The sequence below is a fragment of the Nocardia sp. NPDC004123 genome (genome assembly GCF_053603795.1).
The window spans coordinates 24,242-49,734 of the sequence record NZ_JBSGGG010000014.1; the positions used below are offsets into that span (position 1 = coordinate 24,242).

Annotated in this window: 22 protein-coding genes; 7 read left to right on the plus strand and 15 right to left on the minus strand. The window is 68.1% G+C overall.

What is annotated here, in order from left to right:
• Nucleotides 1-63: 63 nt before the first annotated feature.
• Nucleotides 64-1,221, minus strand: coding sequence for an alpha/beta hydrolase fold domain-containing protein (locus ACWEQQ_RS21055; RefSeq protein WP_452349370.1), 1,158 nt, complete (start codon nt 1,219-1,221; stop codon nt 64-66).
• 99 nt (nt 1,222-1,320) lie between these two features.
• Here ACWEQQ_RS21055 and ACWEQQ_RS21060 point away from each other — a divergent pair, with 99 nt between their 5' ends.
• From ACWEQQ_RS21060 to ACWEQQ_RS21070, 3 genes are read left to right on the plus strand one after another with little or no spacing between them, the layout of a single operon-like run.
• Complete coding sequence (locus ACWEQQ_RS21060) at nt 1,321-1,905, plus strand: dihydrofolate reductase family protein (RefSeq protein WP_452349371.1); 585 nt, start codon at nt 1,321-1,323, stop codon at nt 1,903-1,905.
• Complete coding sequence (locus ACWEQQ_RS21065; RefSeq protein ID WP_452341408.1) at nt 1,902-2,447, plus strand: dihydrofolate reductase family protein; 546 nt, start codon at nt 1,902-1,904, stop codon at nt 2,445-2,447. Before ACWEQQ_RS21060 ends, ACWEQQ_RS21065 begins: the two co-directional genes overlap by 4 nt.
• Entirely contained in the window at nt 2,447-3,256 is an 810-nt protein-coding gene (locus tag ACWEQQ_RS21070) for an alpha/beta fold hydrolase (protein ID WP_452349372.1), read from the plus strand. Before ACWEQQ_RS21065 ends, ACWEQQ_RS21070 begins: the two co-directional genes overlap by 1 nt.
• Here the strand turns inward: ACWEQQ_RS21070 and ACWEQQ_RS21075 are convergent.
• The 8 genes from ACWEQQ_RS21075 to ACWEQQ_RS21110 form a co-directional block, all read right to left on the minus strand.
• Nucleotides 3,202-5,397, minus strand: a complete 2,196-nt coding sequence (locus tag ACWEQQ_RS21075; RefSeq protein WP_452349373.1) for an MMPL family transporter — start codon at nt 5,395-5,397, stop codon at nt 3,202-3,204. The genes ACWEQQ_RS21070 and ACWEQQ_RS21075 overlap by 55 nt on opposite strands.
• Nucleotides 5,398-5,462: 65 nt before the next feature.
• On the minus strand, nt 5,463-6,668 hold the full coding sequence (locus tag ACWEQQ_RS21080) for a peptide synthetase (protein ID WP_452349374.1): 1,206 nt from the start codon (nt 6,666-6,668) through the stop codon (nt 5,463-5,465).
• Between the two features lie 14 nt (nt 6,669-6,682).
• Nucleotides 6,683-7,723 (minus strand): NAD-dependent epimerase/dehydratase family protein, encoded by a 1,041-nt coding sequence (locus tag ACWEQQ_RS21085; protein WP_452341411.1) that lies wholly within the window; start codon nt 7,721-7,723, stop codon nt 6,683-6,685.
• Complete coding sequence (locus ACWEQQ_RS21090; protein WP_364622935.1) at nt 7,720-7,989, minus strand: hypothetical protein; 270 nt, start codon at nt 7,987-7,989, stop codon at nt 7,720-7,722. Before ACWEQQ_RS21090 ends, ACWEQQ_RS21085 begins: the two co-directional genes overlap by 4 nt.
• The gene (locus ACWEQQ_RS21095; RefSeq protein WP_452349375.1) at nt 7,986-9,806 is read right to left on the minus strand and encodes a fatty acid CoA ligase family protein; all 1,821 of its coding nucleotides are present in this window, start codon (nt 9,804-9,806) and stop codon (nt 7,986-7,988) included. The genes ACWEQQ_RS21090 and ACWEQQ_RS21095 overlap by 4 nt, the downstream gene beginning before the upstream one ends.
• The gene (locus ACWEQQ_RS21100; protein ID WP_452349376.1) at nt 9,803-10,714 is read right to left on the minus strand and encodes a hypothetical protein; all 912 of its coding nucleotides are present in this window, start codon (nt 10,712-10,714) and stop codon (nt 9,803-9,805) included. Before ACWEQQ_RS21100 ends, ACWEQQ_RS21095 begins: the two co-directional genes overlap by 4 nt.
• 9 nt (nt 10,715-10,723) lie before the next feature.
• Nucleotides 10,724-11,776, minus strand: coding sequence for a 3-oxoacyl-ACP synthase III family protein (locus tag ACWEQQ_RS21105; protein WP_452349377.1), 1,053 nt, complete (start codon nt 11,774-11,776; stop codon nt 10,724-10,726).
• A gap of 417 nt (nt 11,777-12,193) precedes the next feature.
• Complete coding sequence (locus ACWEQQ_RS21110) at nt 12,194-12,883, minus strand: TetR/AcrR family transcriptional regulator (RefSeq protein WP_379397497.1); 690 nt, start codon at nt 12,881-12,883, stop codon at nt 12,194-12,196.
• Nucleotides 12,884-13,449: 566 nt separating this feature from the next.
• Between ACWEQQ_RS21110 and ACWEQQ_RS21115 the strand changes: the two genes are divergently transcribed.
• Nucleotides 13,450-14,256 carry an MmyB family transcriptional regulator gene (locus ACWEQQ_RS21115; protein WP_452341415.1) on the plus strand — a complete coding sequence of 269 codons (807 nt, stop codon included), beginning with the start codon at nt 13,450-13,452 and terminating at the stop codon, nt 14,254-14,256.
• Nucleotides 14,257-14,595: 339 nt separating this feature from the next.
• Here ACWEQQ_RS21115 and metG read toward each other — a convergent pair whose 3' ends face one another.
• Nucleotides 14,596-16,152, minus strand: a complete 1,557-nt coding sequence (metG, locus tag ACWEQQ_RS21120) for a methionine--tRNA ligase (RefSeq protein WP_452349378.1) — start codon at nt 16,150-16,152, stop codon at nt 14,596-14,598.
• A gap of 88 nt (nt 16,153-16,240) precedes the next feature.
• Between metG and ACWEQQ_RS21125 the strand changes: the two genes are divergently transcribed.
• Nucleotides 16,241-17,068 carry a TatD family hydrolase gene (locus ACWEQQ_RS21125; RefSeq protein ID WP_452341417.1) on the plus strand — a complete coding sequence of 276 codons (828 nt, stop codon included), beginning with the start codon at nt 16,241-16,243 and terminating at the stop codon, nt 17,066-17,068.
• 325 nt (nt 17,069-17,393) lie between these two features.
• Complete coding sequence (locus ACWEQQ_RS21130; protein ID WP_452349379.1) at nt 17,394-18,521, plus strand: transglycosylase family protein; 1,128 nt, start codon at nt 17,394-17,396, stop codon at nt 18,519-18,521.
• On the opposite strand, the gene ACWEQQ_RS21135 is transcribed toward ACWEQQ_RS21130, so the two are convergent.
• The 4 genes from ACWEQQ_RS21135 to ACWEQQ_RS21150 all read right to left on the minus strand — a co-directional run bounded on the left by ACWEQQ_RS21135 (nt 18,518) and on the right by ACWEQQ_RS21150 (nt 22,547).
• The gene (locus ACWEQQ_RS21135) at nt 18,518-18,658 is read right to left on the minus strand and encodes a hypothetical protein (RefSeq protein WP_354836094.1); all 141 of its coding nucleotides are present in this window, start codon (nt 18,656-18,658) and stop codon (nt 18,518-18,520) included. The genes ACWEQQ_RS21130 and ACWEQQ_RS21135 overlap by 4 nt on opposite strands.
• Nucleotides 18,659-18,778: 120 nt before the next feature.
• Entirely contained in the window at nt 18,779-20,398 is a 1,620-nt protein-coding gene (locus ACWEQQ_RS21140; protein ID WP_452349380.1) for an FAD-dependent monooxygenase, read from the minus strand.
• Nucleotides 20,380-21,654 carry a serine hydrolase domain-containing protein gene (locus ACWEQQ_RS21145; protein ID WP_452349381.1) on the minus strand — a complete coding sequence of 425 codons (1,275 nt, stop codon included), beginning with the start codon at nt 21,652-21,654 and terminating at the stop codon, nt 20,380-20,382. Before ACWEQQ_RS21145 ends, ACWEQQ_RS21140 begins: the two co-directional genes overlap by 19 nt.
• Nucleotides 21,655-21,779: 125 nt before the next feature.
• Nucleotides 21,780-22,547, minus strand: coding sequence for an SDR family NAD(P)-dependent oxidoreductase (locus ACWEQQ_RS21150; RefSeq protein WP_379397513.1), 768 nt, complete (start codon nt 22,545-22,547; stop codon nt 21,780-21,782).
• Nucleotides 22,548-22,706: 159 nt separating this feature from the next.
• Here ACWEQQ_RS21150 and ACWEQQ_RS21155 point away from each other — a divergent pair, with 159 nt between their 5' ends.
• The gene (locus ACWEQQ_RS21155) at nt 22,707-23,867 is read left to right on the plus strand and encodes an alpha/beta fold hydrolase (protein WP_452349382.1); all 1,161 of its coding nucleotides are present in this window, start codon (nt 22,707-22,709) and stop codon (nt 23,865-23,867) included.
• A 58-nt stretch (nt 23,868-23,925) separates the two neighbouring features.
• On the opposite strand, the gene ACWEQQ_RS21160 is transcribed toward ACWEQQ_RS21155, so the two are convergent.
• Nucleotides 23,926-25,434, minus strand: a complete 1,509-nt coding sequence (locus tag ACWEQQ_RS21160) for an alpha/beta fold hydrolase (RefSeq protein WP_452349383.1) — start codon at nt 25,432-25,434, stop codon at nt 23,926-23,928.
• Nucleotides 25,435-25,493 lie beyond the last annotated feature (59 nt).

Genomic DNA, 25,493 nt, shown 5'->3' on the forward strand with positions numbered 1-25,493 from the left:
GTCACGTGCGGTATCCGTGGCATGCAGTTGCGTCACCGGAGTACCGGTGCGCGACAGGAACATTCAGGGCGTGACCGGGGCCGGCTTCTGGAGGAAGTCGCCGACCTGCCCGATGGCCTCGGCCGCTTCCGGATGGAACGACCAATAGATCTGGAAGGCGTGCCCGTCGACCGGGTAGCTGTCGTGCCGGACCGCGACATCGGCCGCTCTCAGCCGCTCGACGAGCGCAGTGGTATTGCGCCCGAGGCCGTCGAACTCACCGGATTGCACCAGGGCCGGCGGTAGGCCGGTGAGATCGGCGCACATGGGGTTGGCCTCCGGATCGCTCACCGGGCGGCCCGCCAGGTAGGCGGTCTGGAAGCGCAAGTGCTGTTCGACATCGGCGGGCGGGTCGTCGGCGGGCGCGTAGAAGTCGACGGCGGGGCACAGCAGCACGGTCGCGCGCGGCATGGGCAGTCCGCACTCGCGGGCGTGCAGCAGCGCCGACAGGATCAGCATGGCCCCGGTCGAATCACCCACCAGCGCAATGCTTTCCGGTGGCTTACCGCACTCCAGCAGCCAGCGGTAGACGGTGCACACATCGTCGCGGGCGGCTGGGAAGGGGTGCTCGGGCGCGAGCCGGTATTCGGGTACGAGTACCCGGGTGCGCCCGGCGTCGGCGACCGCGCCCGCCATGCCGCGATACCCGTAGGCCGAGCCCATCATGAAGCCGCCGCCGTGTGCGTAGACGGCGACGGTCTCGGAGTCCTCGGGGCGCGCGAGCTGGATGCCGGGCACCCCGCCGGCGTTCACCGGCTCCAGCAGCACGCCCTCCGGGATGGGGAACTGGGCGTGCATGACTTCGAAGGCCGACCGCATGGGCGCCAGATCGCCGTTGAAGGTCTCCTCCACCGGACTCCACAGCCGGTCCATGCGGGCCGAGAGCTCGCCGCCCGCCGCACGGGCCGCCGTCAGGGCGCTGTCCAGGCCGGCGAGCACGTCACGGGTTCGATCCAGCAGCGCCGTGCCCGCGGGAGTGAGGCCCACGCTGCGGGTATTGCGATGGAAGAGGTCACAGCCCACCAGCTTTTCCAGTGACCGGATGGTCCGGCTGAGCGCGGGCTGGGTGACGTAGAGCCGCTGCGCCGCGCGGCCGAAGTTCAATTCCTCGGCGACCGCGACGAAGGCGCGCAGGTGCCGGAGTTCCACGCCCTCGGGGGTCCGAGGCAGCGGCTCGACCATGCGCTCGAGTATGCCCGCCCCGCATTCATTCCGCTGCGGCATCGCTGTCTTGCGAACCCGGCAATTCCTTGGGCTTTCCGAAACTGCGACCGTGGACGCATGGGAAAAATTGTTGCAGGGCAGTACCTTTCACTGGACGGCGTGACCGAGAGCGGCTGGACCGGTCTCGCCCCGTCGATCTCACCGACCGATCCGCACACCGGGCCGTATTTCAACGACGCCGAGGTGCAGCAGGCCGTGGGCGCCATCATGGCGGGCAATGACGCCATGCTCCTGGGCCGCACCACCTACGAGGGCCTGAAACCCTTCTTCACCAGTCAGTCCGGCCCGTACTTCGACGCCGTCAACGCCATGTCCAAGTACGTGGTGTCCACGACGCTGGAGTCCACCGACTGGGCCAACACCACCATCCTGCGCGACAACCTGGCCAAGGAGATCGGCGCGCTCAAGGACCGGCATCAGCAGATCGGCATCGGCGGCAGCGGCACCCTGGTGCGCTACCTGATCGCCGAGAACCTCCTCGATGAGCTGCACCTGCTGGTGTTTCCGCTGATCCTGGGCGGTCCGGGCGCGCGATTCTTCACCCCGGACCAGATGCCGGCCACCTTCACGCTCACCGACTGCCGTCCCCTGGACTGCGGTGTGGTGAACCTGGTCTACACCCGGCAGGAGGCCGCGGCATGAGCCGCCGCGTCACGGCCAACGTCTACCTGTCCCTCGACGGCGTGGTGGAAGCTCCGGAGAATTGGCATTTTCCGTACCACGACGACGCGACCCAGGAAGCGGTGATGGCGGGCCTGCGCGCCGCCGACACCCTGCTGCTGGGCCGCAAGACCTACGACATCTTCGCTGCCGCCTGGCCGGACCGGGAAGGCGAGATGGCCGACTGGTTCAACCTGACGCCGAGACTCGTGGTGTCATCGACGCTTCGGGATCCGGAGTGGAAGTACACCACCGTGCTCGCCCCCGACCGGCTCGTCGAGGAGCTCACCGAACTCAAGGAACAGCCGGGCCTCGCAATCGCCGTGCACGGCAGCATCACCCTGGTGCGGACGCTGCTCGAGCACGGGCTGCTGGACGACCTCGTCGTCATGCTGCACCCCATCGTCGTGGGCTCGGGCGCACGGATGTTCCCCGGCAACGGCCCCCGGCTCCCGTTACGACTCACCGCCGCGACCACTTTCGGCAGCGGCATCCAGGCCCTCACCTACACCAAGGACTGCTGATGGAACCCACCACAGGCTTCGTGGACTCCAAGGACGGCACCCGCATCGCCTACACCCGATACGGTTCGGGCCCGGCGGTCGTGCTCATCGACGGTGCGCTCGCCGCCCAGGAGTTCGGCCCCAACAAGTCACTCGCCGACGCGCTTTCGAGCCGCTACACGGTCTACACCTACGACCGGCGCGGCCGGGGCGAGAGCGGCGACAACCGGCCGGTCGACATCGAGCGCGAATTCGAGGATCTCGACGCGGTCATCGACCTGGCCGGGGGCCCGGTGATGCTGTATGCCATCTCGTCGGGCGGCGGCCTGGTCCTGGACTACCTGCGCAGCGGCCGCACGGTGCGCAAGGTCGCGCTGTACGAGGTGCCGTTCGTGGTCGACGACAACACCCGCCCGCCGGCCCCGGCCGACTACGTCGAGCACCTGACTTCCCTGCTGGCCCAGGGCAAGAACGGTGCTGCGGTCAAGTACTTCATGCGAGCGGGAGTGTGTCTGCCCGCCCTCATGGTGGCCGCGTTCCCGCTCTTCCCGGGCTGGAGTCACCTCAAGATGGTGGCTCCGACCATGGCCTACGACATCCAGTACGTCCAAGCGTTCCAACGGGGCCGCAAGCTTCCGGCCGATCGCTGGGCCCGGCTCGACCTGCCGGTCACCGTGATCGCGGGCAGCAAGAGCCCCGCCTGGATGCGTAATGCCAATGCCGCGCTGGCCCAGGCGATTCCGGGTGCCTCGCACCGGGTTCTGCCCGGCCAGACTCACCTGGTCAAGGCGCCCGTGCTGGCACCCGCGCTGATCGATTTCTTCGGCTGAACCTTTCTCCGATTGCCCGGGGCCCACCAGTTGGCGGGCCCCATCAGCTTGACCAGGGCCGGAACCAGCAGCATGCGCACCAGGGTGGCGTCGATGACCAGCGCGATCACCATGCCCAGACCGAGGAAACGCATGGGCGTGAGCGGGGAGAGCGTGAACGCCCCGGTGATGAGTACGAGCAGCGTTGCGGCGGCGGTGATCACGCGGGCGGTCTGCACGGTGCCGATGCGGACCGATTCCTCGGTGTCGGCACCGGCGTTGTGGGCCTCCACCATTCGCGAGAGCAGGAACACCTCGTAGTCGGTGGACAGCCCGAAGACCACGGCGATGATGAGCACCATCATGCCCGCCGACAGTGGCCCGACGCTGATGTGCAGTGCACCGGCCAGGTGGCCCTGATCGAAGATCCAGGTCAGCACCCCGAAGGTGGCCGTCAGGCTCAGGAACGCCATGAGCACGGCCTTGAGCGGCAATACGATCGAGCGGAAGGCCAGTGCCAGCATGAGCAGGGTCACCGCCACCATGACCACGATCATGAGCGGCAACCGGTCCAGGACGGCGGCGATGCTGTCGACGGTGCTGGCGCTCTCGCCGCCGACCCGCAGGTCGAGTCCGTCCAGGCGCAGGTCACGCAGGTCGTGCACGACGTCCTGGGCCCGCGGCGAGCGGTCCGGAGCGGCCAGCGCCGCGTGGATGACGGTGGTGTTGTCGCGGGTGTCCAGCGCCGTCGCCTGGCGCACGCCCCGGACGCCGCCGATCTCTCGCAGGGCGGTGCTGATGGCGGTCGGAGTCGGTGCGCTGCCGTCGGTTTCGCGCAGCAAGATGGTCGCGCCACTGTTGGCGGCCGGGAAGTGCGCGCTCAATTCCTCCACGGCGGTGCGGGTTTCATTACCGGCGGGCAGTGCGGTGTGGTCGACATCGCCGAGCCGGACGCCGGACAGCGGTGCGGCGAGGACCAGCAGGATCGCACCGACCGCGATGGCGACCGTGCCCGGCCGGCGCATGACGGCGGTGACGACCCGTCCCCAGAATCGTTGCGCCCGTTCCTCCGAGCGCTCGAAGGCGTCCGCGCGCCAGCTCCACTTACCGATGCGCGAGCCCAGCAGGGTGAGGATCGCGGGCAGCGCGGTCACCGACAGCAGCGCGGCCAGCCCGACCGCGGCGATGGCCCCGACGCCGAGTGAGCGCAGCACGGCCAGCGGGAACACGAAGGTGCCCGCGAACGCGCACATGAGCAGCAGCGCCGAGAACAGCACGGTGCGCCCGGCGGTCCGCAGGGTGCGGGTCACCGCCTCCTCGGTCGTGCGTCCCCGCCTCAGCTCCTCGCGGAACCGTCCGACGATGAAAAGCCCGTAGTCGATGGCCAATCCGAGCCCCAGCAGCGACACCACATTCATGGCGAACACGCTGACCTCGGTCATTCGCGCGATGATCCCGACCGCGCCCAGCGCCCCCACCACCGCCAGCGTGCCGATGAGCACCGGCAGCGCGGCGGCCACCACCCCGCCGAATACCAGCACCAGCACGATCGCGGTCAGCGGGATCGAAATCGATTCGGCCAGCACCAGATCGTGCCGCGACTGATCGCTGATGGTGTCGGCGAGCGCGCTGTATCCGGTCAGCTTGGTATCGACTCCCGGAATACGCAGTGCGGCCGCGATTTTCGGATACTCCGCGACCCGCTGATTGTCGTTCCCCGCCGAGAACACGACCGCCACCGCCTGCCGTCCATCGGACGACCGGAGGTACTGCGATCGCGGACTGTTCCAATAACTTTCGACCGGCCGATCCAATAGCGCCGGATCGATCTTGCCGATCGCCTCGGTCACTCTCGGCCCGATATCGGCCAGCGACTGCCCCTCGGGCGCGGTGTAGATGGCGATGACATCCGGGTTCTGCGGCCCCAGGCGTTCGGTCACCCAGGCATCCACCGAGGCGGATTCACCATCGGGCACCACGAATCCCGCCGAACTCACCCGCTGCTGCAGCCCGGCCGCGAACAGCCCGCAGGCCAGTGCGAACAGCACCGCGATCACCAGCACGGTCTTGGGCCGCGCCACCACGACCCGCGCCCAGGCGGCCATGAGGCCATCTGACTCCGCGGTCTCGGCGACCTCGGCGGAACTGTCGACGACGGTCATGGGGCACTCCGATCCTTGTGTGCGAGTGGCCTATTGCCGCGGCCGGGCTCGGGTCGAGGAGAGGGTCAGGCGGTCGCGTCCGAATTCGTGGGCGTCAGTTCGCTTTCCAGCGTGCGGACGATGCGGTCCAGCAGGGCGTCCAGGCGTTCCGGAATGCCGCGTCCGTTGCGGACGGAGACGGTCAGCTCGGTGCGTCCGCCGCATTCGGTCATGCCCATGAGCAGCGGCATGGCGACGCTGTGCTGCGGCATGACCTTGATGGCGGTGGGGGCGAATCCGGGGACCGCGAGTGCGTCGAGGTCGTAGCGGCCCATGTGGGAGACGGTGGCGGAGGCGAGGTTCCGGCCAGTACGCGAGCCGAGCAGGTTCAGCGCGCGCAGCAGCCCGCGCCCCGCCGCCTGCGGCAGGTATTTCAGCCCGCCGTTGTCCATCTGGTTGAGCTCGCGGTTCTCCTTCAGGCCCGCGCGCTTGAACTCGTTGAGCTGCTTCCAGTCCATGCCCGGCCGTACGTCCAGGAACAGCGGCAGCGCGAGATTCGCGGTGGACCGCAGTCCCGGGTCGTGGCGGCGGATGTCGACCGGGATCATGATGCGCGAGATCGGCCCGCCCTCCTCGGCGAGCAGCGCCGCCACCCGCATGAGCGCGCCCGGTCCGGTCGCGTGAATGGTGCGGGTGCGCAACAGGTGCCGGTGTTCGCCCGGGTCCTGCCGCCCGTGCCCGACCGCCGAGCGGAAGCGCGGCAGCATGAGCGTGGGCCGCCCGGGCGCGCCGACCTTGCGCACCAGTTCGGCGTCGGCGATCGGATCGGGCGCACCGACGGGTTCCTCACCGCGCAGCACCCGCAGCACATCGGTGGCCCACATGACCATGCCCATGCCGTCCATGACGCCGTGGAAGACCCGGAACACCAGGGTGGTCGGCCCCTGCTCGCCCTCGGGTAGGTCGGCAGTGAGCAGCAGCACCTCCACGGTGGCGTCCGGGGTCGGCCCGATCGGGCTGGTGAGCACCGGATCCGCCTCCAGCGCCGGATATTGCAGCGCGTGGTCCACCACCCGCACGCTCGGCGCGACCCCGCTGTCCACCCACTGCTTGCCGTCGCGCACCAGCCGCGCACCCGGATTGGCGTCGGCGGCGGTGGCGACCGCACGCCGCAGCGCCTCCGGATCGATGCTGCCCTGGCCCTCCACCACCAGCTGCATCAGGAACGGCGGCGCCAGATCCCGCATGGGGAAGTAGATGAGCTCGGTGGGGGAGATGGGACGGCGGAACATGTGTGTACCCCTGCCTAGATCTTCTCGGTCAATGCCACGATGCCGCCCTGGGTTTCGAGCCAGGCCAGGAACCCGGTCAGCCCGGTCTCGCGGTCCACGATCGGCTGGTAGCCGAAATCCCGGGTGGCGGCCGAGGTGTCGTAGGTGGCGGTGCGGGTCATCAGCGCCACCACGTACCGCGTCAGCGGCGGCGACCACCGGGTGGCGACGAACGGCAGGCGCCAGACGGTTTCGATGGCGGCCACCGCGGCGGTGAGCACCCGCGGATTCGGCTGCCGGGTCGGCTTCGGATAGCCGAGGCCGGTGGCCACCTCGCCGAGGAAGCCCCACACGTCGGTCTGCTCGGCGTCGGCGATGAAATACGCCTTGCCGCCGACCTGCTCGGAGCGGGCCGCCAGGACGGCCGCCTCCGCGATGTTCTCCACATGGCACAGCGAGGCCATCACCTGCTTGCCGTAGGACAGGTCCGGCAGCGTGCCCGCGGCCGCCCGCCCGAGCAGCCGCACGATCGGCCCGGACCGGTCGCCGGCGCCCCAGATGGCGCGGGGCCGCAGCGCGCAGGCCGTGAATTCGGCGGTGTTGGAAGCCAGTACGGCGCGTTCGGCCGCGGCCTTGGTCTCCGAGTACACGTTCAGGTAGCGGCTCGGGTACGGCACCGATTCGTCGATGTCCACCTGATCGCCGCCGTCGCGGTCCATGAGTGCGCTGGGGCTGGAGATGAACACGAACCGCGAGGCCCCGTTGCGCTTGGCGGCGCGCAGCAGATTCTCGGTGGCCGTGACGTTCTCGGCCACGAACTGCGCCCGGGTGCCCCGGTCGTCGACCCGCGCCGCGCTGTGGAACACCACATCCACGCCCTTGGTGGCGCGTTCGAGCGACACCTGATCGGTGAGATCGCCGGTGACGATCTCGATCTCGTCGATGACCTCGTACAGGTCACGCAGATTGCTGGTGGGCCGGGCCAGGATGGCCACCTCGAAGCCACCGTCCCGGAGCAGGCGGCGCACGATCGCCCCGCCCAGGAACCCGGATGCCCCGGTTACCAGTGCCTTCATGCCGCCTCCTGGGTCTTCCACCACGTGATTCCGAAGATCTGGGTCATGGCCGCCGTCTTGACCGGCGAGTGCTCGGTGCCCGCGGTCGCCTTCAACGCGGCCGGGATCTGGGCCGCGTGCACCACGATGCTGAGGAAGGCGTCGATCCAGAACACCGCCCGCAGCAGCCGGTTGGCGGGGGCGCGATCGCCCGCCGCCAGCAGCAGCCCCAGGGCCAGGTAGAGCCATCCCAGTACCGGAATCGCCCGCAGCACAGTCACCTTCATCGTCCGTCGTCCTTTCCGAGCTGCTCCGCCGCCCAGACCGCGAGTTGTTCGCGGCCGATCTTGGCATTGTGTCGGATATCGACCGGGAACTTCGGATGGAACAGGAACGTGGAAACCGGTGCGGTGACATCGAATTCGTCGGCCCGCTGCCGCAACTGCGCCGTCAGCGCCGCGGTGTCCGTGCCGGGCGCGGCCTCCACGCAGAGCACGGGCAGCTGCGCGCCGCGGGTGCCCACGCCGACCAGCGCGGTGCGGACCACCCCGGGCAGTATGTTGAAGACCTGCTCCACCTGCACGGAGAACATGGGTCCGGCGGCGGTGTGCACGCGCTGACTCTTGCGGCCGCAGAACCAGATCCGGCCCTCGCCGTCGATCCAGGCCAGGTCGCCGGTGCGATGCCACACCGTGTCGTCCTCGTGGATCTTGCCCGCCAGGTTCGCCGACTCGGGCCAGTAGTAGCGGGTGCTCACGTTCGGTCCCGACACCACCAGCTCGCCGATGCCGCGGGTGGCGACCAGCTCGGATTCGCGGGCCTCGGCCTGCGCCCAGGTCGGGATGGAATCGTCGGTGATGGCGACCAACCGGGCCCGCACGCCCTCGGCCGGCCGCCCGACACAGGTGCCGTCGCCCAGGTGCGCGCGCTCCGCCAGACCGCCCAGCAGTTCCCGGGATTCGATGGTGGACATGGGCAGCGCCTCGGTGGAGCCGTACCCGGCGTACACCTCGGCGTCCTCGGCCAGCACCTGCCGCAGCCCGGCGATGCACCAGTCCGGGACGGGGGCGCCGCCGGAATAGATGCTGTGCAGGGTCGGCACCGGCGTCTTGTGCGTCTCCAGGTGCCGCAGGAGCGGAATCAGCACGGCCGGGGAGGCGAACATGGTCTTCACGCCGAACCGGTTGAGGGCGTCGACCACGTGCGCCGGATCGGTGGAGCCGACCTTGCTCGGCACCAGCGGCGGTAGTACGCACCGTGATCCGAGCAGCATGTCGAGAATGCCCACCAGCGGCAGCGTGATCAGCGAGGTGCCCGGTTCCACCCGGCCGCGCGCGGCGTGTACCTGCTCGACCATGGCGCTGAGATTGCCGTGCGTCATCTCCACGGCCTTGGCGGGTCCGGTGCTGCCGGTGGTGTAGGCGATGAGCAGCACCTCGTCCGCCGGTGCCGGCACCCGCTCGCGCAGGGTGAAGGCGTCGAAGGGGGCCCGGTGCTCGCCGGCGGTCCGCCGCTCGGCGCGGGCGGCCAGCAGCTCCTCCAGTCGCGCCGCGACTTTCGCGCCGACCGGACCGGCCGCGCCGTCGGCGCGGAACCGGTTGCCGAGCCCGCCCGCGGTCGCCGGCGCGCCCCAGCTGCGCAGGGTCGGTCCGCTCCAGAACCAGCGCGGGCCGACGGTGAGAGTCACCCGCACGTTCCGGAAGTACTTGCCGAACAGCACTCGTGCCGCGTGCGCCTGCGGAATGCCGATGAATGCCTCGGCATTCGCGGCGCGCAGGCAGTTGAGCATCTTGCGCAGGCCCATGCCCGGATCGATGACCACCGGGATGGCGCCGATCTTCAACAGCCCCAGCATGATCGCGTACAGCTCCGGGCTGGGCAGCACCAGCACGATGGTGCGGGTGCCGCGGCCCACGCCCGCCGCGGCGAGGTGCAGGCCGATGGTGTCGGACCACTCGTCGAGCTCACGGTAGGTGAGATGGCGGTAGTCCGGGAGGCCGGAGGCGGTCTTCCCCGCGGGGTAGATCACCGCCTCACGGTCCGGATCGGCGGCCACCACCGCTCGGAAGCGGTCGATGGCCTGCCAATAGGTCGCGGTGGTCACGCCGCGGCTCCGGCGAGGGCCGGGAGCCGGTAGACGACCGCGGCGGCCGAGGGGCCCGCACCGGCCGCCACGAACAGCACATCGCGGTAGCCGGCCAGCGAATCCGCCTGGGCGGCCGCGTGATACGCCAGGGTGAGCGCAGCCGTGTGCGGGTCACCGTCGGTCAGGTCCGGGGTGAACACCGCGTCCGCGGCGATGCCGAGTTCGGCGGCCAGCCGGGCCGGGAAGTCGGCGCTCGGGGTGGCGGCGATGAGGGCCGTGGTGGTCTTGTCGACCGCACTGTCCGACAGCGCGGCGCGCGCGGCCTCGGCGGCGGTGGCCAGCAGCCGGTCCAGGTAGTCGGGTTCGCGCTCGACCGTCATGATGCCGCGGCCGCGATCGCCCATGGTCTCGGTGTCCACGTAGGACTCCAGGCCCGGAGCGCCCGCGGCGGCGCGGGTGTGCACCCGGCCGAAGCCCTCGGGTTCGCCGGTCTGCTCCAGCAGCAGCGCCGCACCGGCGGTGGCGTAGGGGAATTCGTCGTCGGCGGCGGAGCGCGTCAGCGACGGGTGGGTGTCGCCCGACACCACCAGCACGTGCTCGGCGCTGCCGGTGGCCAGCACCGCCTGCGCCACCTGCACGGCATTGAGCACGCCGGTGCCGGCGTTCATGAGGTCGAAGGAGAATGACCGCGGGTCCTCCTTCACGTAGTCGAGTCCGATGCCCGCGGCCTTCTGAATCAGGGCCGACACGGCCGGCTCGACGGTATTGCTGTCGCGGAAGATGCCCGCGTTGACCATGACCCCGACCTGCCCGGGCTCGATGCCCGCGCTCTCCATGGCCCGCCGCGCGGCCCGGCCGCTGAGCTCGACGATGCTGAAAGTGTCGGTGTCCCGGCTGATTCCGGTGGACTTGATGCGCACACCCATGGCAGTACCTCAGACCTTCAGCGACGAGATGGTGGTGGACAGGAAGCCGCCGACGACGCCGGAGGCCGCCGGAATCATCAGGATCTTCGACCCGGCCGCCAGGTTCTGCCGGCTGAGCTGATCGTGCAGCACGATGAAATGCGAAGTGCTGGAGGTGTTTCCGTACTTCTCGATGACATTCAGGTCCGGCGGCATGGGGTGGCCGAACTCGCGCTCGGCGATCGCGTTCATGAACGGAATCGCGGCCGCGCCGAACTGGTGGTGGATGATGTAGTCGAAACCCTCGTCGGCGAAGGTGATCCCGTTCGCCTCCATGAAGTTGCGCTGGGTGTCGGTCCACAGCAGGAACCGCGCCTCGTTGTGCATCTTCCGGTTGTCGGTGTAGAGCGCCACGCCATTGGACTTGTCGCTGGGCATGCCCAGGCACAGGTGCGAGAACTCCGAGGCGGTGGTGAGCTCGATGTAGTGGATCTTGTCGTTGTCGTCCACGGCCTCGTCGAGCACCACGGCCGCACCGGAATCGCCGACGGTCAGCGACGCGAATTGCAGATCGTATTTACTGGAAATCTCGTTCACGGCCGTTTCGGCAATAGGCGTAATGGCCTCGCCGCTGACCACGATGCCGCGTTTCACCGCGCCGCTGCGAATCATTCGGTCGAGAATGTAGACGCCACTCATCATGCCCGCGCAGGCATTCGAGAGATCGAAGGCGATGACATCCTCGCGAGCGCCGATGGCGCGGCCGATGGCACCGGCGAAGGACGGCTCCATGTACATCTTGGTGCCCTCCCTACTGCGCGTGATGGAGGTCGAGATGATGATGTCGAGATCGCCTGCGGCATAGGATGACCTGGACAGACAGTCCTCGACGGCCTTCATGGCCAGGGCGAAGGAGTCCTCGAGCGTCTCCGGGCGGGTGTCGCGGAAACGGCGTTCCTTGACGCCCGTGATTCGTTCGAGATCGAACTCCGGGACCTCCTTCAATTGGGAGAGCAGTTCGGTTGTGGTAACACGCTTCTCGGGCAGATAGGCGCCGATGGACTCGAATCGAGATTGCGGCACAGGGGACTCCTGGAACTGGGAGGCTGAAACCTCGTGGAAGAGAGTGAAATGTGTGTTCGTCAAGCTCGGATGAACTGAGGCTACCCGAGGGTAACTAGCTTGGGGAACTGGGGCGTTCCGTGTGGCTGTCTGGGACGAAACGTGAACGCACGCTTAGTGTTACGCGCGGTGTCGCAAAATTTCCGCACCCAGCCTGGCCGCCCGCGACCTGGCTGAAGTGGGGGTTCGCCGAAAGCCGGGCGCTGTGGTCACCGCCTGGCGATCGTCCGTTATGTGTCATCGGTATGGCCCGGGGATGACGAACCGAGCTTCTCGCTGTGAGTGAGTTCACCCGGCCACGTCACACCCGCGCGCTCCGGTGGCCCCGACCCGAAAACTGTCTGAGCGACAGGGGATTTCGCGGCGAGGCGTAGCGATTCAGGTCTGTGCGGGCAGACCCAGCACCGCGACCACGAACTCCACGAACAGCGGCGCCAATTCGGGCACCCGATGTGCTCCCTCGGCCACGATGACCCGGCGGGTGCGTTCGCCGATGGCATCCGGAATCAGCGCGAACAGCTCGTCGGCGATGACCGGCAGGCTCGGATCGGTCGCGCGCGCCTGGGCGTAGAAGACCCGGTACAGATCCGCGAACCGATCCACCGACAGGTCCCGCAGCGCCACCGACTCCTGATCCACCTTGAACGCCTCGACGAGCATCAGCCGCGCGAAATCCGGTTCGGAGGCCACGGTTTCGCAGAAGGTGACCACGATCGACTCGATGCGCTCGTACGCGCCGGCGTCGGTGGGCAGCTGGGCCAGCTCGTCGGCGATGCGGGTCGCGATGATGTCGGAGGCGGTGCGCACCGCCTCGATGAAGCAGTGCTCCTTATTGCTGAAGTGCTCGTAGAAGGTGCTGCGCGAGACCCGGGCGCGCGCCACGATATCGGTGAGTGTGGTGGCGTGGTAGCCCCTGGCCTCGACGCATTCCACCATGGCCTCGAGTAGCCGGCCGCGCTGCGAGGTGAGGACGGCGTCCCGGGCGGCACGGTGCCGTTCGTCGAAGTTGGTGCGCTGCAACGTCCCCTGTGGTGCGCGAGCCGTCATGTGGACCTGCCTGTCGCGCATCCATTCCCTCTCTCACTGAACCGCGTTCGCTTCAGATGGTCATTATCGGTGGGCGCCCGGATCGGGGGTGTCCCGGGATTGCGGTCGGGTGACCTCAGTCGCCTCCGGGTACCTCGGGCGCTACGGCCGCGGCAGCCGCAACGCCGGGAAGGTGAAGGCGCGCAGATCCGGAATCCGTTGCAGCAGTTGGTAATCCCTCCACGCTCGATCAGCCGCCGGGTGCGCTCGGCAGCGTCGTCCCGTTATACCCCTTGATCTCCACGCACTCGCCGATCCCCTCCAGTGGCCGGCCGCGCTGCGAGATCGGCAGCGCTTCCCGATTCGCCCGATGTCGATCGGAGTGCCCGTTCCGGCGCGACGGAAGACCATTCCTCGTGTCGTTGGGCCGCATATGCACATCGTTGCATCGGCGGATCGGCCGTCGCCGTCCGTGTGGATCTCTGCCCAGGTCCGGGGTCGCTGTCGGGTGCCGCGGTCCGTACGCTGGCTGGACCGGAAAACTGGATCCTCACTGGCTACTTCGGTAGATATTTAGCTGAAGGATTGCTGGATGGATAGGCGGACAGATGCTCGACGCGCTCACACCGATTCCGGAGCAGCCGCTGCTCGGAATGTACCTGCGGCACCGCCGGGAGAATCAGGGCCTCACCCAGGAGGAGACCGCTCGGCGGATGTTCGTCAGCGTCTCGCTCTACCGGAAGCTGGAGAGCGGGGAGCGCACGGTCTCGCCGGACCGGCTCGAGGACTGGTGTGCCGCCATGGACGTACCGATGTGGATGCTCGAGAAGGTGGTCTCGCTGGCCCTGCCCAGGGTGTCCACCTTCGCGCGCGGCACCTGGCCGCCCCAGCTGCGCCAGGAGGACCTCGACCATCTCGAGGCCCTGCCCTATCCGGCGTACTTCCACCGCTTCCCCGAATACGAGGTGCTCGCGGCCAATCGGGCTGCCAGCGGGGCGTTTCCGTGGTTGGCCCCCGCGGCGCCCGGCGCCGAGCGCCCGGTCAATGTCATCGAGCAGTTCCTGACCATCCCGGAAGCTCGCGAGTTGCTGGTCAACTGGGACACCATCGTGCACCGCCTGGTTTTCGGCCTGCGCGTCCTCTCGCCCGGCGTGGTCGCCCCCGAGCGCCTGGCCCAGATCATCGAAACCTGCAGCGTCAACCCGGAATTCGCGCGCATGTGGAACACCCCGATGGAAGAAGACCTGTTCAATGACTCGCTCGTGCAGGTCCGCAACCCGGCCACCGGCGAGATCATGAGCCTGACCATGCGTTCCTACAACGCCTTTCACCCGCAGAACTGCTCCTACCAGCTGTTCATGCTCACGCCGCGGTCGCCCGGGACTGCCACCATCGACCCGTGCGCGGTCCCCTGACCGGGCTCCGGCTGCTGTTCGGAGCGGGAGAGAGAACGGGGAACAGTCGATGTCGGCCGACACCGTCGGCCCCCTCGTGAACAGCTGATCCGGCCCGCTGGTCAGTGCGGGTGCCCCAAATCGTGCTACTGCCCCAGGTTGACCGGCGCGGTAAGCGGACCGGATGCTGGGACGGCGAGATCAGTCGCTGCCCGATCCGGTTCCGTGGATCGGGCAGCGGCGTGTTCGGCGCCGCATTCCCGTTCCGGCGATGGTGGAGTTCGGAGGGGAATCTCCACCCGCGGTCGGCGGGTGTGACTCGGTGCCCGCCCGCCGGAGGGTGGCGGGCGGCACCGGTTCTTACTTCGGTTCGACGTACTTCGGGAAGACCACGGCCGGTTCCGGCAGGGCGGTGCCCGGGCGGAGCGGGGTGGCGAGGTCCGCGAAGTTGCGGTCGGTGACGCCGAGCAGGTCCAGGATCTTCCCGGCCGAGCCGGGGATCACCGGCTGGACCAGGATCGAGACGATGCGCAGCACCTCCATGGTCACGTAGAGGATGGTGCCCTCGCGGGCGGTGTCCTCCGGGGTGCCGGCCTTGGCCAGGGTCCAGGGCGCCTGGGCGGAGAAGTAGCGGTTGGTCTCACCGAGGGTGAGCCACAGCTGCTCCAGACCCAGATGGATCTGCTGCTGGTCGAACTCTGCCCGGACCTTCTCGAGCAGGTCGCCCGCGCGCTCCAGCAGGGCCTTGTCGTCCTCGGTGAACTCGCCCGGGGTCGGGACGATGCCGCCGAAGTCGCGGGCCACCATCTTCAGGCAGCGCTGGGCCAGGTTGCCGTACTCGTTGGCCAGATCGGCATTGATGCGGCCGACGATGGCCTCGTGGCTGTAGGAGCCGTCCTGGCCGTAGGAGATCTCACGCAGCAGGAAGAAGCGCACGGCGTCCAGGCCGAAGGTGTCGACCAGGTCCATGGGATCGACCACATTGCCGACCGACTTGGACATCTTCTCGCCCTTGTAGTTGACGAAGCCGTGCACGAAAACCCGCTTCGGGAGCTCGATTCCGGCGCTCATCAGGAAGGCGGGCCAGTACACGGTGTGGAACCGCGAGATGTCCTTGCCGATGATGTGCAGGTCCGCGGGCCAATACCGCTGGAACGACGCCGAATCGGTGTCGGGGAAGCCCGCGCCGGTCAGGTAGTTGGTGAGCGCGTCCACCCAGACGTACATGACGTGCTCGGGGTGACCCGGCACCGGCACACCCCAGTCGAAGGTGGTGCGGGAGATGGACAGATCCTTCAGGCCCGCCTTCACATACGAGACGATCTCGTTGCGCCGGGTCGCGGGCGCGATGAACTCCGGCTGGGTCTCGTACAGTTCGAGCAGCTTGTCCTGATAGTTGGACAGGCGGAAGAAGTAGTTCGACTCCTCGGTCCACTCCACCGGGGTCTTGGTGTCGGTGGAGATGCGGGTGCCGTCCTCGAGGAGGGTGGTCTCCTCCTCGGTGTAGAACGCCTCGTCGCGCACCGAGTACCAGCCGGCGTAGGTGTCGAGGTAGATGTCCCCGGCTTCGACCATGCGCTCCCAGATCGCGACCGACGCGGCCAGGTGGTCCTCGTCGGTGGTGCGGATGAAGCGGTCGAAGGAGATGTCGAGCGCCTTGTCCATGTTCTCGAAGACGTCGGAGTTGCGCGAGGCGTACTCCTGCTCCGCGAGACCGGCGGCCTTGGCGGCCTGCTGCACCTTCTGGCCGTGCTCGTCGGTGCCGGTCATGTAGAACACATCGAAGCCGTCCAGCCGTTTGAAGCGGGCCAGGGCATCGGACGAGATGTACTCGTAGGCGTGCCCGATGTGCGGTGCGCCGTTCGGGTACGCGATGGCCGTGGTGACGTAAAAGGCGGGGCGATCGGATGCGCTCATGGTGTGTCTACTCTATCTGCGTGTCCTACGTCGCTCGCGTGAATATCCCCATGGCAGGTGCCGCCCGTCTTTCTTTCGGGGGATGGGCATGACCAGTCGCCGACCTGCACCTGAGCCGCCCGAGCCGCTGTCGCCGCTCATCGACGCGCACACCCACATCGATGCCTGCGGGGCCACCGATCCGGAATCGGTTGCGGCCCTGGTGGAGCGGGCCCGCGCGGCGGGTGTGCGGGAGCTGGTGACGGTTGCCGACGACCTCGAGGCCGCGCGCTTCGCGGTCCGCGCCGCGCACTGGGACGACCGGGTCTACGCCGCGGTCGCGCTGCACCCGACCCGCGCCAACCACCTCGACGACGCCGCCAAGGCCGAGCTCGAGCAGCTGGCCGCCGATCCGCGGGTGGTCGCGGTGGGGGAGACCGGGCTGGACTACTACTGGCCCGGCAAGCTGGACGGCTGCGCCGAGATCGAGGATCAGGTCGAGGGCTTCCGCTGGCACATCGACCTGGCCAAGCGGCTGGGCAAGCCGCTCATGATCCACAACCGGGAGGCCGATCACGACCTGCTGGCGGTGCTGCTGGACGAGGGCGCGCCGGAAACCGTGATCTTCCACTGCTTCTCCTCCGACGCGAACATGGCGATGGCCTGTGTGGAGGAGGGCTATGTGCTCAGTTTCTCGGGCACGGTCAGTTTCAAGAACGCGCACGAATTGCGCGAGGCCGCGAAACTCGTTCCGGACGAACTGATTCTGGTCGAAACGGATGCGCCGTTCCTGACTCCGCATCCGTTCCGGGGCGCGCAGAACGAGTCGTACATGCTGCCGTACACGCTGCGCGCGCTGGCCGAACTGCGCGAACAGGATCCGGTGCAGCTGGCCAAGATCACCACCGCCAATGCCCGCCGGGTCTACGGAATCTGAGCTACTGTTCCGCCTCTCCGGGATTTCAGCGCCCGGCTCCGGTGCCGTCGCGGGTACCGCACCCGTGTCGGCGGTCGGGTGGTGAACCTATTTCGGTCGTACCCGGCGAGTTACCCTCAGCGCTGCGAAATCAGTTGTCGCTGTCGGGGATCGGACACCGGGCTTTGGGTCGCCGGATGTGCCGCAGCTCACTATGATCTAGCGCGATCGTGATTTACCTGCGGTTCGATATCGGGTCGTAATTTTCGTCCCCGCAGTTCCACCGGGAGTGGTTGTCAATCCCGGACCCCCTCGTTATCGTACTGTGACCATGCCGGGATTTCCGATGCACGCATTGACGAAGATCAACTCGTCGCGTTCCCCGATGCTGTACGGGGCTATCGCGGCGATGCTCGTCACGCTCATCTTCGGCGCCGGCGTTGCCATCATGAGCAAGAAGCAGATCACCTTCGTCGTCGATGGCAAGCAGTTCGCCGAATCCACCATGCGCGGGGACGTCCGCGGCGCGCTCAAGGACGCCGGGTACGCGATCACCAACCGCGATGACGTATCCCCTTCCGCCGGAGCGCATATCAGCGACGGATCCACCATCACGCTGAACCGGGCCCGTGAGGTCTCGCTCATCGTCGACGGCACGCCCTCCAAGGCGTGGACCACCGCGCTCACCGTGGCCGAGGCGGTCACCAAGCTCAACCTGCCCGGCGACGTCTTCACCTCGCCCGCGCGCCCGACCCCGCTGCCACTCGCGGGCGCGCAACTGCTCATCACCAATCCGCGCACCGTCGAACTCAGCGACAACGGCGCGCCCGCCTCGCTGGTCCGCCTCGCCGCCCCGACCATCGGAGAGCTGCTCCAGACGCAGGGCCGCCCACTGGTCAATCAGGACTCCGTGGAACCGGTCGCGAGCACCCCGCTCACCGACGGGATGAAGATCACCGTCACCCGCAAGATCGTGGAGAACCGCACCGAGCGGGTGCCGCTGGATCCGCCGGAGAACATCATCGAGGATCAGACGCTCAATATGAGCCGTACGATCGTCGAGAATCCGGGCGTACCCGGCACGCAGGACGTGACTTTCGCGGTCTCCATCGTGAACGGCCATGAGGCGGGCAAGGATCCGATCAAGTCCACCGTGATCGTGCCCGCGCAGCCCAAGACCGTGCGCAAGGGCGCCAAGCCCGGCACCGAGGTTCCGGACGTGCAGAACGGCACCACCTGGGATGCCCTGGCCAAATGCGAATCCGGCGGCAACTGGGCCATCAATACGGGCAACGGCTTCTTCGGGGGCATCCAGTTCGACCAGAACACCTGGGAGCGTCAGGGCGGCACCCGCTACGCCCCGCGCGCCGACCTCGCGACCCGCGAGGAACAGATCGCCATCGCCGAAGTGACGCGCGCCCGCCAGGGTTGGGGCGCGTGGCCGGCCTGCACATCGCGGCTCGGCATCGGTTAGAAGGGCTGTCCCGACAGCGTGGACAGCAACTGGAACGGCATGCTGAGGAACATCAACCCGACATAGAGCGGGTAGCGGATCGGATCACCGTTGAGGTAGCCCTCGGCCAGCCAGCTCATCAGGTCTGCGGAACCCATGTCGCATCTCCCTTGCGTAGTGGTTACTGCCACCGGGCATGTCGGCAACGCGAGTCCTGTTGTTACCGAACGGAAGTATCGGCCGTCCGGGTGATCGGCGCTCGACGCCAAGGCGCAGGGTCACCGGAAGGTGGATTCGAGGTGGTCGACGAGGTCGGGGGTGGAGGCCGGGCGGCGGGCGAAGCCCAGGTAGCCGTCGGGACGGATGACGAAGGCCGATCCGTGGCCCGCGCGGTAGGCCCGGGCGAATTCGCCTGCGGTGTCGCGGATCAGGGGGAGGCTGGTCGCGGCCGCGCCGGCCCGGGGTGCGGCGATCAGGTAGGCGTCCAGGTGGCCGTGGGCCGTGGCGGTCGCGGTGACGGCCAGCTGTTCCAGGTCGCGCAGGTCGTGATCGGTGGTGGTGTCGTCCGCGTAGAGCAGCAGGGTGTGGGCGGTGCCGTCGATGAGGGGCAGCAGCCGGAAGTCGAAGGCGACGGCGTCGCGGGTCAGGCCGCGGGCGTCGGGGGCGCGGGCGCCCGCGAGCGGGGCGGGCTCGCCGGGCGGGGACAGCGCGACGATCGGGCTGCCGGCGTAGTCGATGAGCAGCTGGGCCTCCCGGCGCAGGACGTAGCCGGGGTCGGTGGAGTCCGCCCCGATGCCCTCGCGGGCGCTGCGGACCGTGCGGCCGACGACCTCCTCGCCCACCGGGCGGCGTTCGGCATCGTAGGAGTCGAGCAGGGTGGCGGAGGCGTCGCCGGTGAGCGCCAGGGCCAGTTTCCAGGCCAGATTGTGGGCGTCCTGGATGCCGGTGTTCATGCCCTGGGCGCCGGTGGGCGGGTGGATATGGGCGGCGTCGCCCGCCACGAAAACCCTTCCGCGACTGTAGGAATCGACGATGCGGTGGCTGATCCGGAAGACCGAGGACCAGCGCAGGTTCGACACCTGCGTCGGCTCGGGGGCGAGGCGGTCGACGACCGCTTGCAGATCGGGTAGATCGGGTGTCCACCCGGTGGTGAAGCCGTGCTCGACGTCGTCGTCGCCGGTCGCCCGGTCGGGTGTCCGGCCGTCGGGGAGGAGCATGGAGATGCGGTACCGGTGCCGGCCGGGGAGCGGGATGCAGACCAGCAGATCGTCGGTGACGCCGTCGGTCTGGTGGCTCGCGCGGATGTTGTAGCCGCGCGGCATCGACCAGCTCAGTTCCACGTCCCCGAGCATGTAGTGCTCGGTGAAGGCCGCGCCCTCGAAGGAGAGACCCAGCGCCTTGCGGATCGTGCTGTGTGCGCCGTCGCAGCCGACGAGATAGCTTGCCCGCGTGGTCTTCTCACCCGTTTCGCTCGCGAGTGTCACGGTGACCCCGTCGGCGTCCTGCTCGAAAGCCGCGACCCGCGTACCGCGTTCGACGGCGCCGCCCAGCGCGGCGAGCCGGTCCCGCAGAATTCGCTCGGTCTCGTACTGCGGCAGGCCGACGAATCCGAACGGCACATCCGGCGGCAGCGTCAGCTCGATGCGCGGGCCCGGCTCGCCATTGACGAAGGCCAGTTGCCCGTGCAGTTGGATGGCCGCGTCCAGGATCCGGCGCAGCACCCCCATCTGCTCGAACACTTCCAGCGCACGCGGTTGGATGCCAACGGCTTTCGCGTACTGCGGAGGTGCCGGCAACGGGTCGACGATCCGGCACGGCACGCCGCGGCGGCGCAGTTCGATCGCCGCGGTCAGGCCGACCGGTCCGGCGCCCGCGATGATTACCGCGGTGTCGTCCATGGCGTCGAACCTGTCGGTGATACGGACGCCGCGGGGTTGTTCGTGGCCGAATTACGTTGCGCCGGATCGTGTCCGGGCACCGCGCCGGAGCCGTAGAAGGTGGGCAGCATGCCCTTCACCAGTACCAGCGCCGACCCTTCGCCGGAGGGGACGGCCGCCAGGTTGGTGGCGACCACGATGGTGAGGCCGGAGTCCGGGTCCGACGCCATGTAGGTCATGTAGCCCGGGATCTGGCCGTCGTGCCCGAACTGATGCTCACCGAATCGCACGATGCCCAGGCCGTAGCCGGCCATGGCCGGATTCGCCGGATCGATCGGCTGGATACTGTCCATCCGCATCTTCTGGAGCTTGGCGTCGAGCAGTTTGCCGTCGACGAGCGCCTTCGTATACGTGGTCATATCGTCGACCGTCGAGATCGCCGCACCCGCGGTCCAGGTCCACGACGGGCTCGAGGTCGTCTGGTTGCCCGGTTTCAGCGTGCCCGCCAGCGCCGCGGCCTGCTGATCCGGCGGCAGCGCGAAGGTGTCGATGGTGGAGACCATGGTGCCGAAGGCGTAGCCCTGCGGATGCGGATCCGGCATCGAGGAGTCCGCCGGCGCGGGGAACGACGTGTGCTTCAATCCGAGCGGTTCGAAGATGCGCTGCCGGAAGTTGTCGGCCACAGGCATATTCGTGACCTTCTGGATGACCAGCCCCAGCAGGATGGTGTTGGTGTTGCAGTACTCGAATCTCTCGCCCGGCTGGAAATCGACCGGGTGCGCGAACGCGATGGCCAGCAATTCCTCCGGGGTCCACACCTTCTGCGGATCCTTGTCGATCGCGGCGCTGAAGTCGTAGTCGAAGGTGTAGTTGTAGAGGCCGCTGCGCATTTCGGCGAGCTGGGTGAGGGTGATGCGGTCCCCGTTCGGCACGCCCGGCCAGTACTTGCCGATCGGATCGTCGAGCGAGAGCTTGCCCTCCTGGGCGAGCTGCATGAGGACCGTCACCGTCATGGTCTTGGTATTGCTGCCGATCCGGAAGTGGTCGTCCACCGTCATCGGATCGTCCTTGCCGATGGTCCCGGTCCCGAAGGTGGCGGTCCAGTCGCCGTCCTTGGGCGACTTGACCACCACCACCGCTCCCGGAATGGCGTTGTCCTTCATCAGTTCGGTGATGATGGGCCGCAACGTCGCGGCGTATCCGGGTTCCTTGGACCCCGTATCGTTCGACGACCCACACCCTGCCGCGATCGTCAACGCCACGGCTGCGATGAGCACGCCGAAACTCCGCCGGTATCCCATAACTCTCCGTCCGGTCCGCTGGAACGTGGTTATGAAGCTGCTGAAGCGCTTGTCAGCCTAACTCCGTACCAACCGGTCGCGAATGGAAATGGGCGGTGTCCCTACATCAGTGCGCCACCATCGACGCGGAGTTCGGTGCCGGTCATGTAGCGGCCGTCATCGGAGGCGGCCATGGCGACGACACCCGCGATGTCCTCGGGCTTGCCGAGCGCGCCGCCCTCGATCCACCCGGGCAGCCGCGCCATGAGCGTCCAGTCGGCGTCGGCGGGCAGTTCCAGGCCGGAGGTGATGCCGGTGCTGATGCCGCCGGGCACGATATTGACCGCGCGCAGGCCCTTTTTCACGTATTCCAGCGCGATGGAGTGGGTGAGCGCGTTGACGCCGGCCTTCGACGCGGAGTACGCGGCCATATAGGGATTGGACCCGAAGGCCGAGGTGGAGGAGAAGTTCACGATCACGCCGTGCCCGGATTCGATGAGTGCGGGCAGCGCGGCCTGGATCATGAGGAAGGTACCGGTCAGGTTGACCGAGATGACCCTGTTCCAGTCCTCGAGGGGCATGTCGTGGGTGTGCGCGGCGCGCAGGATGCCCGCGGCGTTCACCAGAACGTCCAGGCCGCCGAGGAATTCGAGGGCCTCGGCGGTGACGGCGCGGACCGCCACCGGGTCGGAGATGTCGAGGGTGAGGGTGCGCAGGCGTTCGCGCTGATCGGCGGGGACGGCGTCGACGGTGGCGGCCAGTCCGGCCTCGTTCACATCGGCGGCGACCAGGTGGGCTCCTTCTTCGAGCAGTCGCAGGGCTACGCCCTGTCCGATGCCCGATCCCGCTCCGGTGACAAGTACTCGGCGGCCTTCGTATCTGCGCGACATGGCGAGAAATTAGAACAAGTTTCAAGGCGCGTCAATGGGGGGCCCGACATCGTCTCGATCAGCTGATTGCCAGAACTTTCTCATACTGGTCATACGTTCAAATAGTTAAACTCGGGCCCCGAACGGAATGGTCATAGGGTCGGAACTGATGGAGGATTCATGCGATCGGTTGGTTGGCGTACACGGATTTTCACCGCGGCCATTGCGTCGGCGGGCACGCTGGCGGCCCTGCCGGGAACCGCGGCCCACGCCGAGACGGCCGGCACCACCTTCGCCACCACCGCGCTACCGGACGGCTTCCGCGGCCTGCCGAACGGCACCATCATCGACTACTGGACCACCCGCTCCAACGGCGAACCGGTGAAAGCCAGTGGCGCGCTGTTCGTTCCGTCCGGTCCCGCGCCCGCGGGCGGCTGGCCGATCATGGCCTACGACCACGGCACCTCCGGTATGGGGCCGGGCTGCGGCGGGCAGACCGACGACTCGAAGGTGAGCCGGCCGCGGGAAGACCAGGTGCTGCAGTACTTCGTGAACGAGGGCTTCGCCGTGGTCGCGCCGGACTATCTCGGCCTGGGCCGCTTCGACACCGGCCCGCACCCGTACCTGGAGATCAGCACCGAGGCCGGTGCCACCATCGACCTGGTCAAGGCGGCCCGCGCCACGAATCCGGCGCTTTCACGCACCTGGGCGGTGACCGGCTTGTCACAGGGCGGTCAGGCGGCGCTGGGCACCGCACACCTGCAGGTGTCACAGACCCCCGACCTCGACTTCCGCGGCGCCATCGCGGTCGACCCGGAATCGGACCTGGAGAAGATCGCCCCGTTCGTCGGCCCCTGGGTGCCGGAGATCCCCGGTCAGGGCGGGACCGCGGTCAACGCGTTCGTGGTCAGCATGCTGGCCGGGCTGCGCGCCACCCATCCCGAGGTCGATGTCGACAGCTATCTCACCCCGCGCGGGAAGCAGGCCGTGGATGCGTCGCAGACCCTGTGCCTGCCGGACATCATGAAGGTGGTCGACGGCATGGGCGTCGGTGACATGCTGTCGCGGCGGCTCGATACCCCGGAATTCCAGGCCGCCATGAACGAGTACATGGTCGTGCCGGTCAACGGCTACAACGCGCCGATCCTGCTGCTGCTCAACACCAATGACACCACCGTGCCGTCCCCGCTGCACGCGGCGCTGGCCGCGCAGTTCAGCGCCAATGGCGTGGACTTCCAGACGGTGGTCGGCACCGGCACCCACGTCCAGTTGAACCCGCAGATGTGGGATGCCATCGGCGCGTTCAGCGATCGGATCCTGGCCACGCCCACCGTGCCGTGACGATGGTCGCGTGATCTCGTCGGGGGGCTCGGGGTGAAAACCCCGGGCCCCCAACGACTTACTTCGGGAACCAGCCGAAATCGGGTTCGCAGGTGACGTCCTGGTCCGGGCGGACACCGGTGGCGAAGTAGGTGTTCACGATGTTGTTCAGGCACGGGCTCAGGTCCGGCCGGAACGCGCCGTGAATCCTGGTGTCCGCCAGTGTCACCAGACGGGACCCGGTCAGATCCGCGTGCAGCGCAAGCGCTTCCGAGTATGCGGTGCGGGTGTCGTGAACATTGGCCAAGATCAGCACCGAGGTCGCATTGTGGATCTCGGTGGGCGGTTCCACCGGGTCCGGCCAGAAGGCGCAGGCGGTGATGTTGTTGGCGAATGCCCCGAACACCGGCTGCGTCGGCCGCGCGGCCTCGACATTGCCGTAGTACCAGGCGGGATCGCGCGGCGCGGCCTTGTCGCCGCACAAGATGGCGGCCATGCCGGCAGCCTCCAGCGGCACCACGGCGACGATCTTGGCCTTCAGCGCGTCCATGTCGATGGGGCCGCCCGCCACGCCCGATGCCACCATGGTGAGCACCTCGGCGAGATTGGGGTTCAGCTGCGGGTTCGGCAGCAGCGCCAGCAGCATCATGGGAATGGTGTGCTCGTCGACCAGGTACCCGCTGCCGTAGATCTCGTGACCCGCGGACCGCCGGATGAGGTCCTCGACCCAGGCGCGCACCGCCTCCGGGGTGCTGCCGAAGTGGTACTGATCGTCGTGGCGGGCCGCCCATTTCGCCCAGTCGTCGAGGGCGTACTCGTTGATCGCGCCCATGTCCTGGTAGAGCCCGACGTAGTAGCGGTCCGGGTCGACGGCACTGTCGAAGACCATGCGGTCGGTGTGGTCGCCGAACATCTGGGTGTAGACCGCGCCCAGGTAGGTGCCGTAGGACGCGCCGAAGTAGTTGAGCTTCTTTTCACCGAGCAGGCTTCGGATGAGGTCCATGTCACGCGCGGTATTGCGAGTCGTGATCTTGCGGGCCTTCTCCGGGTCGGTGGCCACGCACGCGGTGGCCAGCGCCGCGGCCACGGCGGTGTCGCGGGCATAGCCGAACACGTCGAATCCGGCGGAGAAGAGCATGGTGGGCACCGGAATCGTGCAATTGACGGCGTCGGAGCGGCCGATGCCGCGCGGGTCCATGCCGATCAGGTCGTACTGCGCGCGGACATCCGCGGTCATGGCCTTCTGGGTGTTGACCGTCATCGCCAGGCCGGCGCCGCCCGGACCGCCCGGATTGGTGACCAGGATGCCACGCCGGCGCGCCGGGTCGGTGGCGGCGATGCGGGAGATCGCGACGGTGAGCGTGCGACCGTCGGGATTGTTGTAGTCGAGCGGGACCAGGACGCCCGCGCACCGCGCGCCGGCGGTGTCGAGGGCCGCGTTGTCGCACGGCTTCCACTCCAGTGTCTGGTGGTAGAAGCGGTCCAGTCCCGGGGCCGTGTCCGCATTCGCCGGTCCCGCGGGCAGCGTGACCGCCGCGGTCAGCAGCGTCGCGCCCAGGACGAGCCGTCGAATCCGCCGAGCGGGCATGCACTCTCCTTCACGGTTGTGTTCCCAGGGGGCGACGCTACTCGGATACCTGGTGAAAG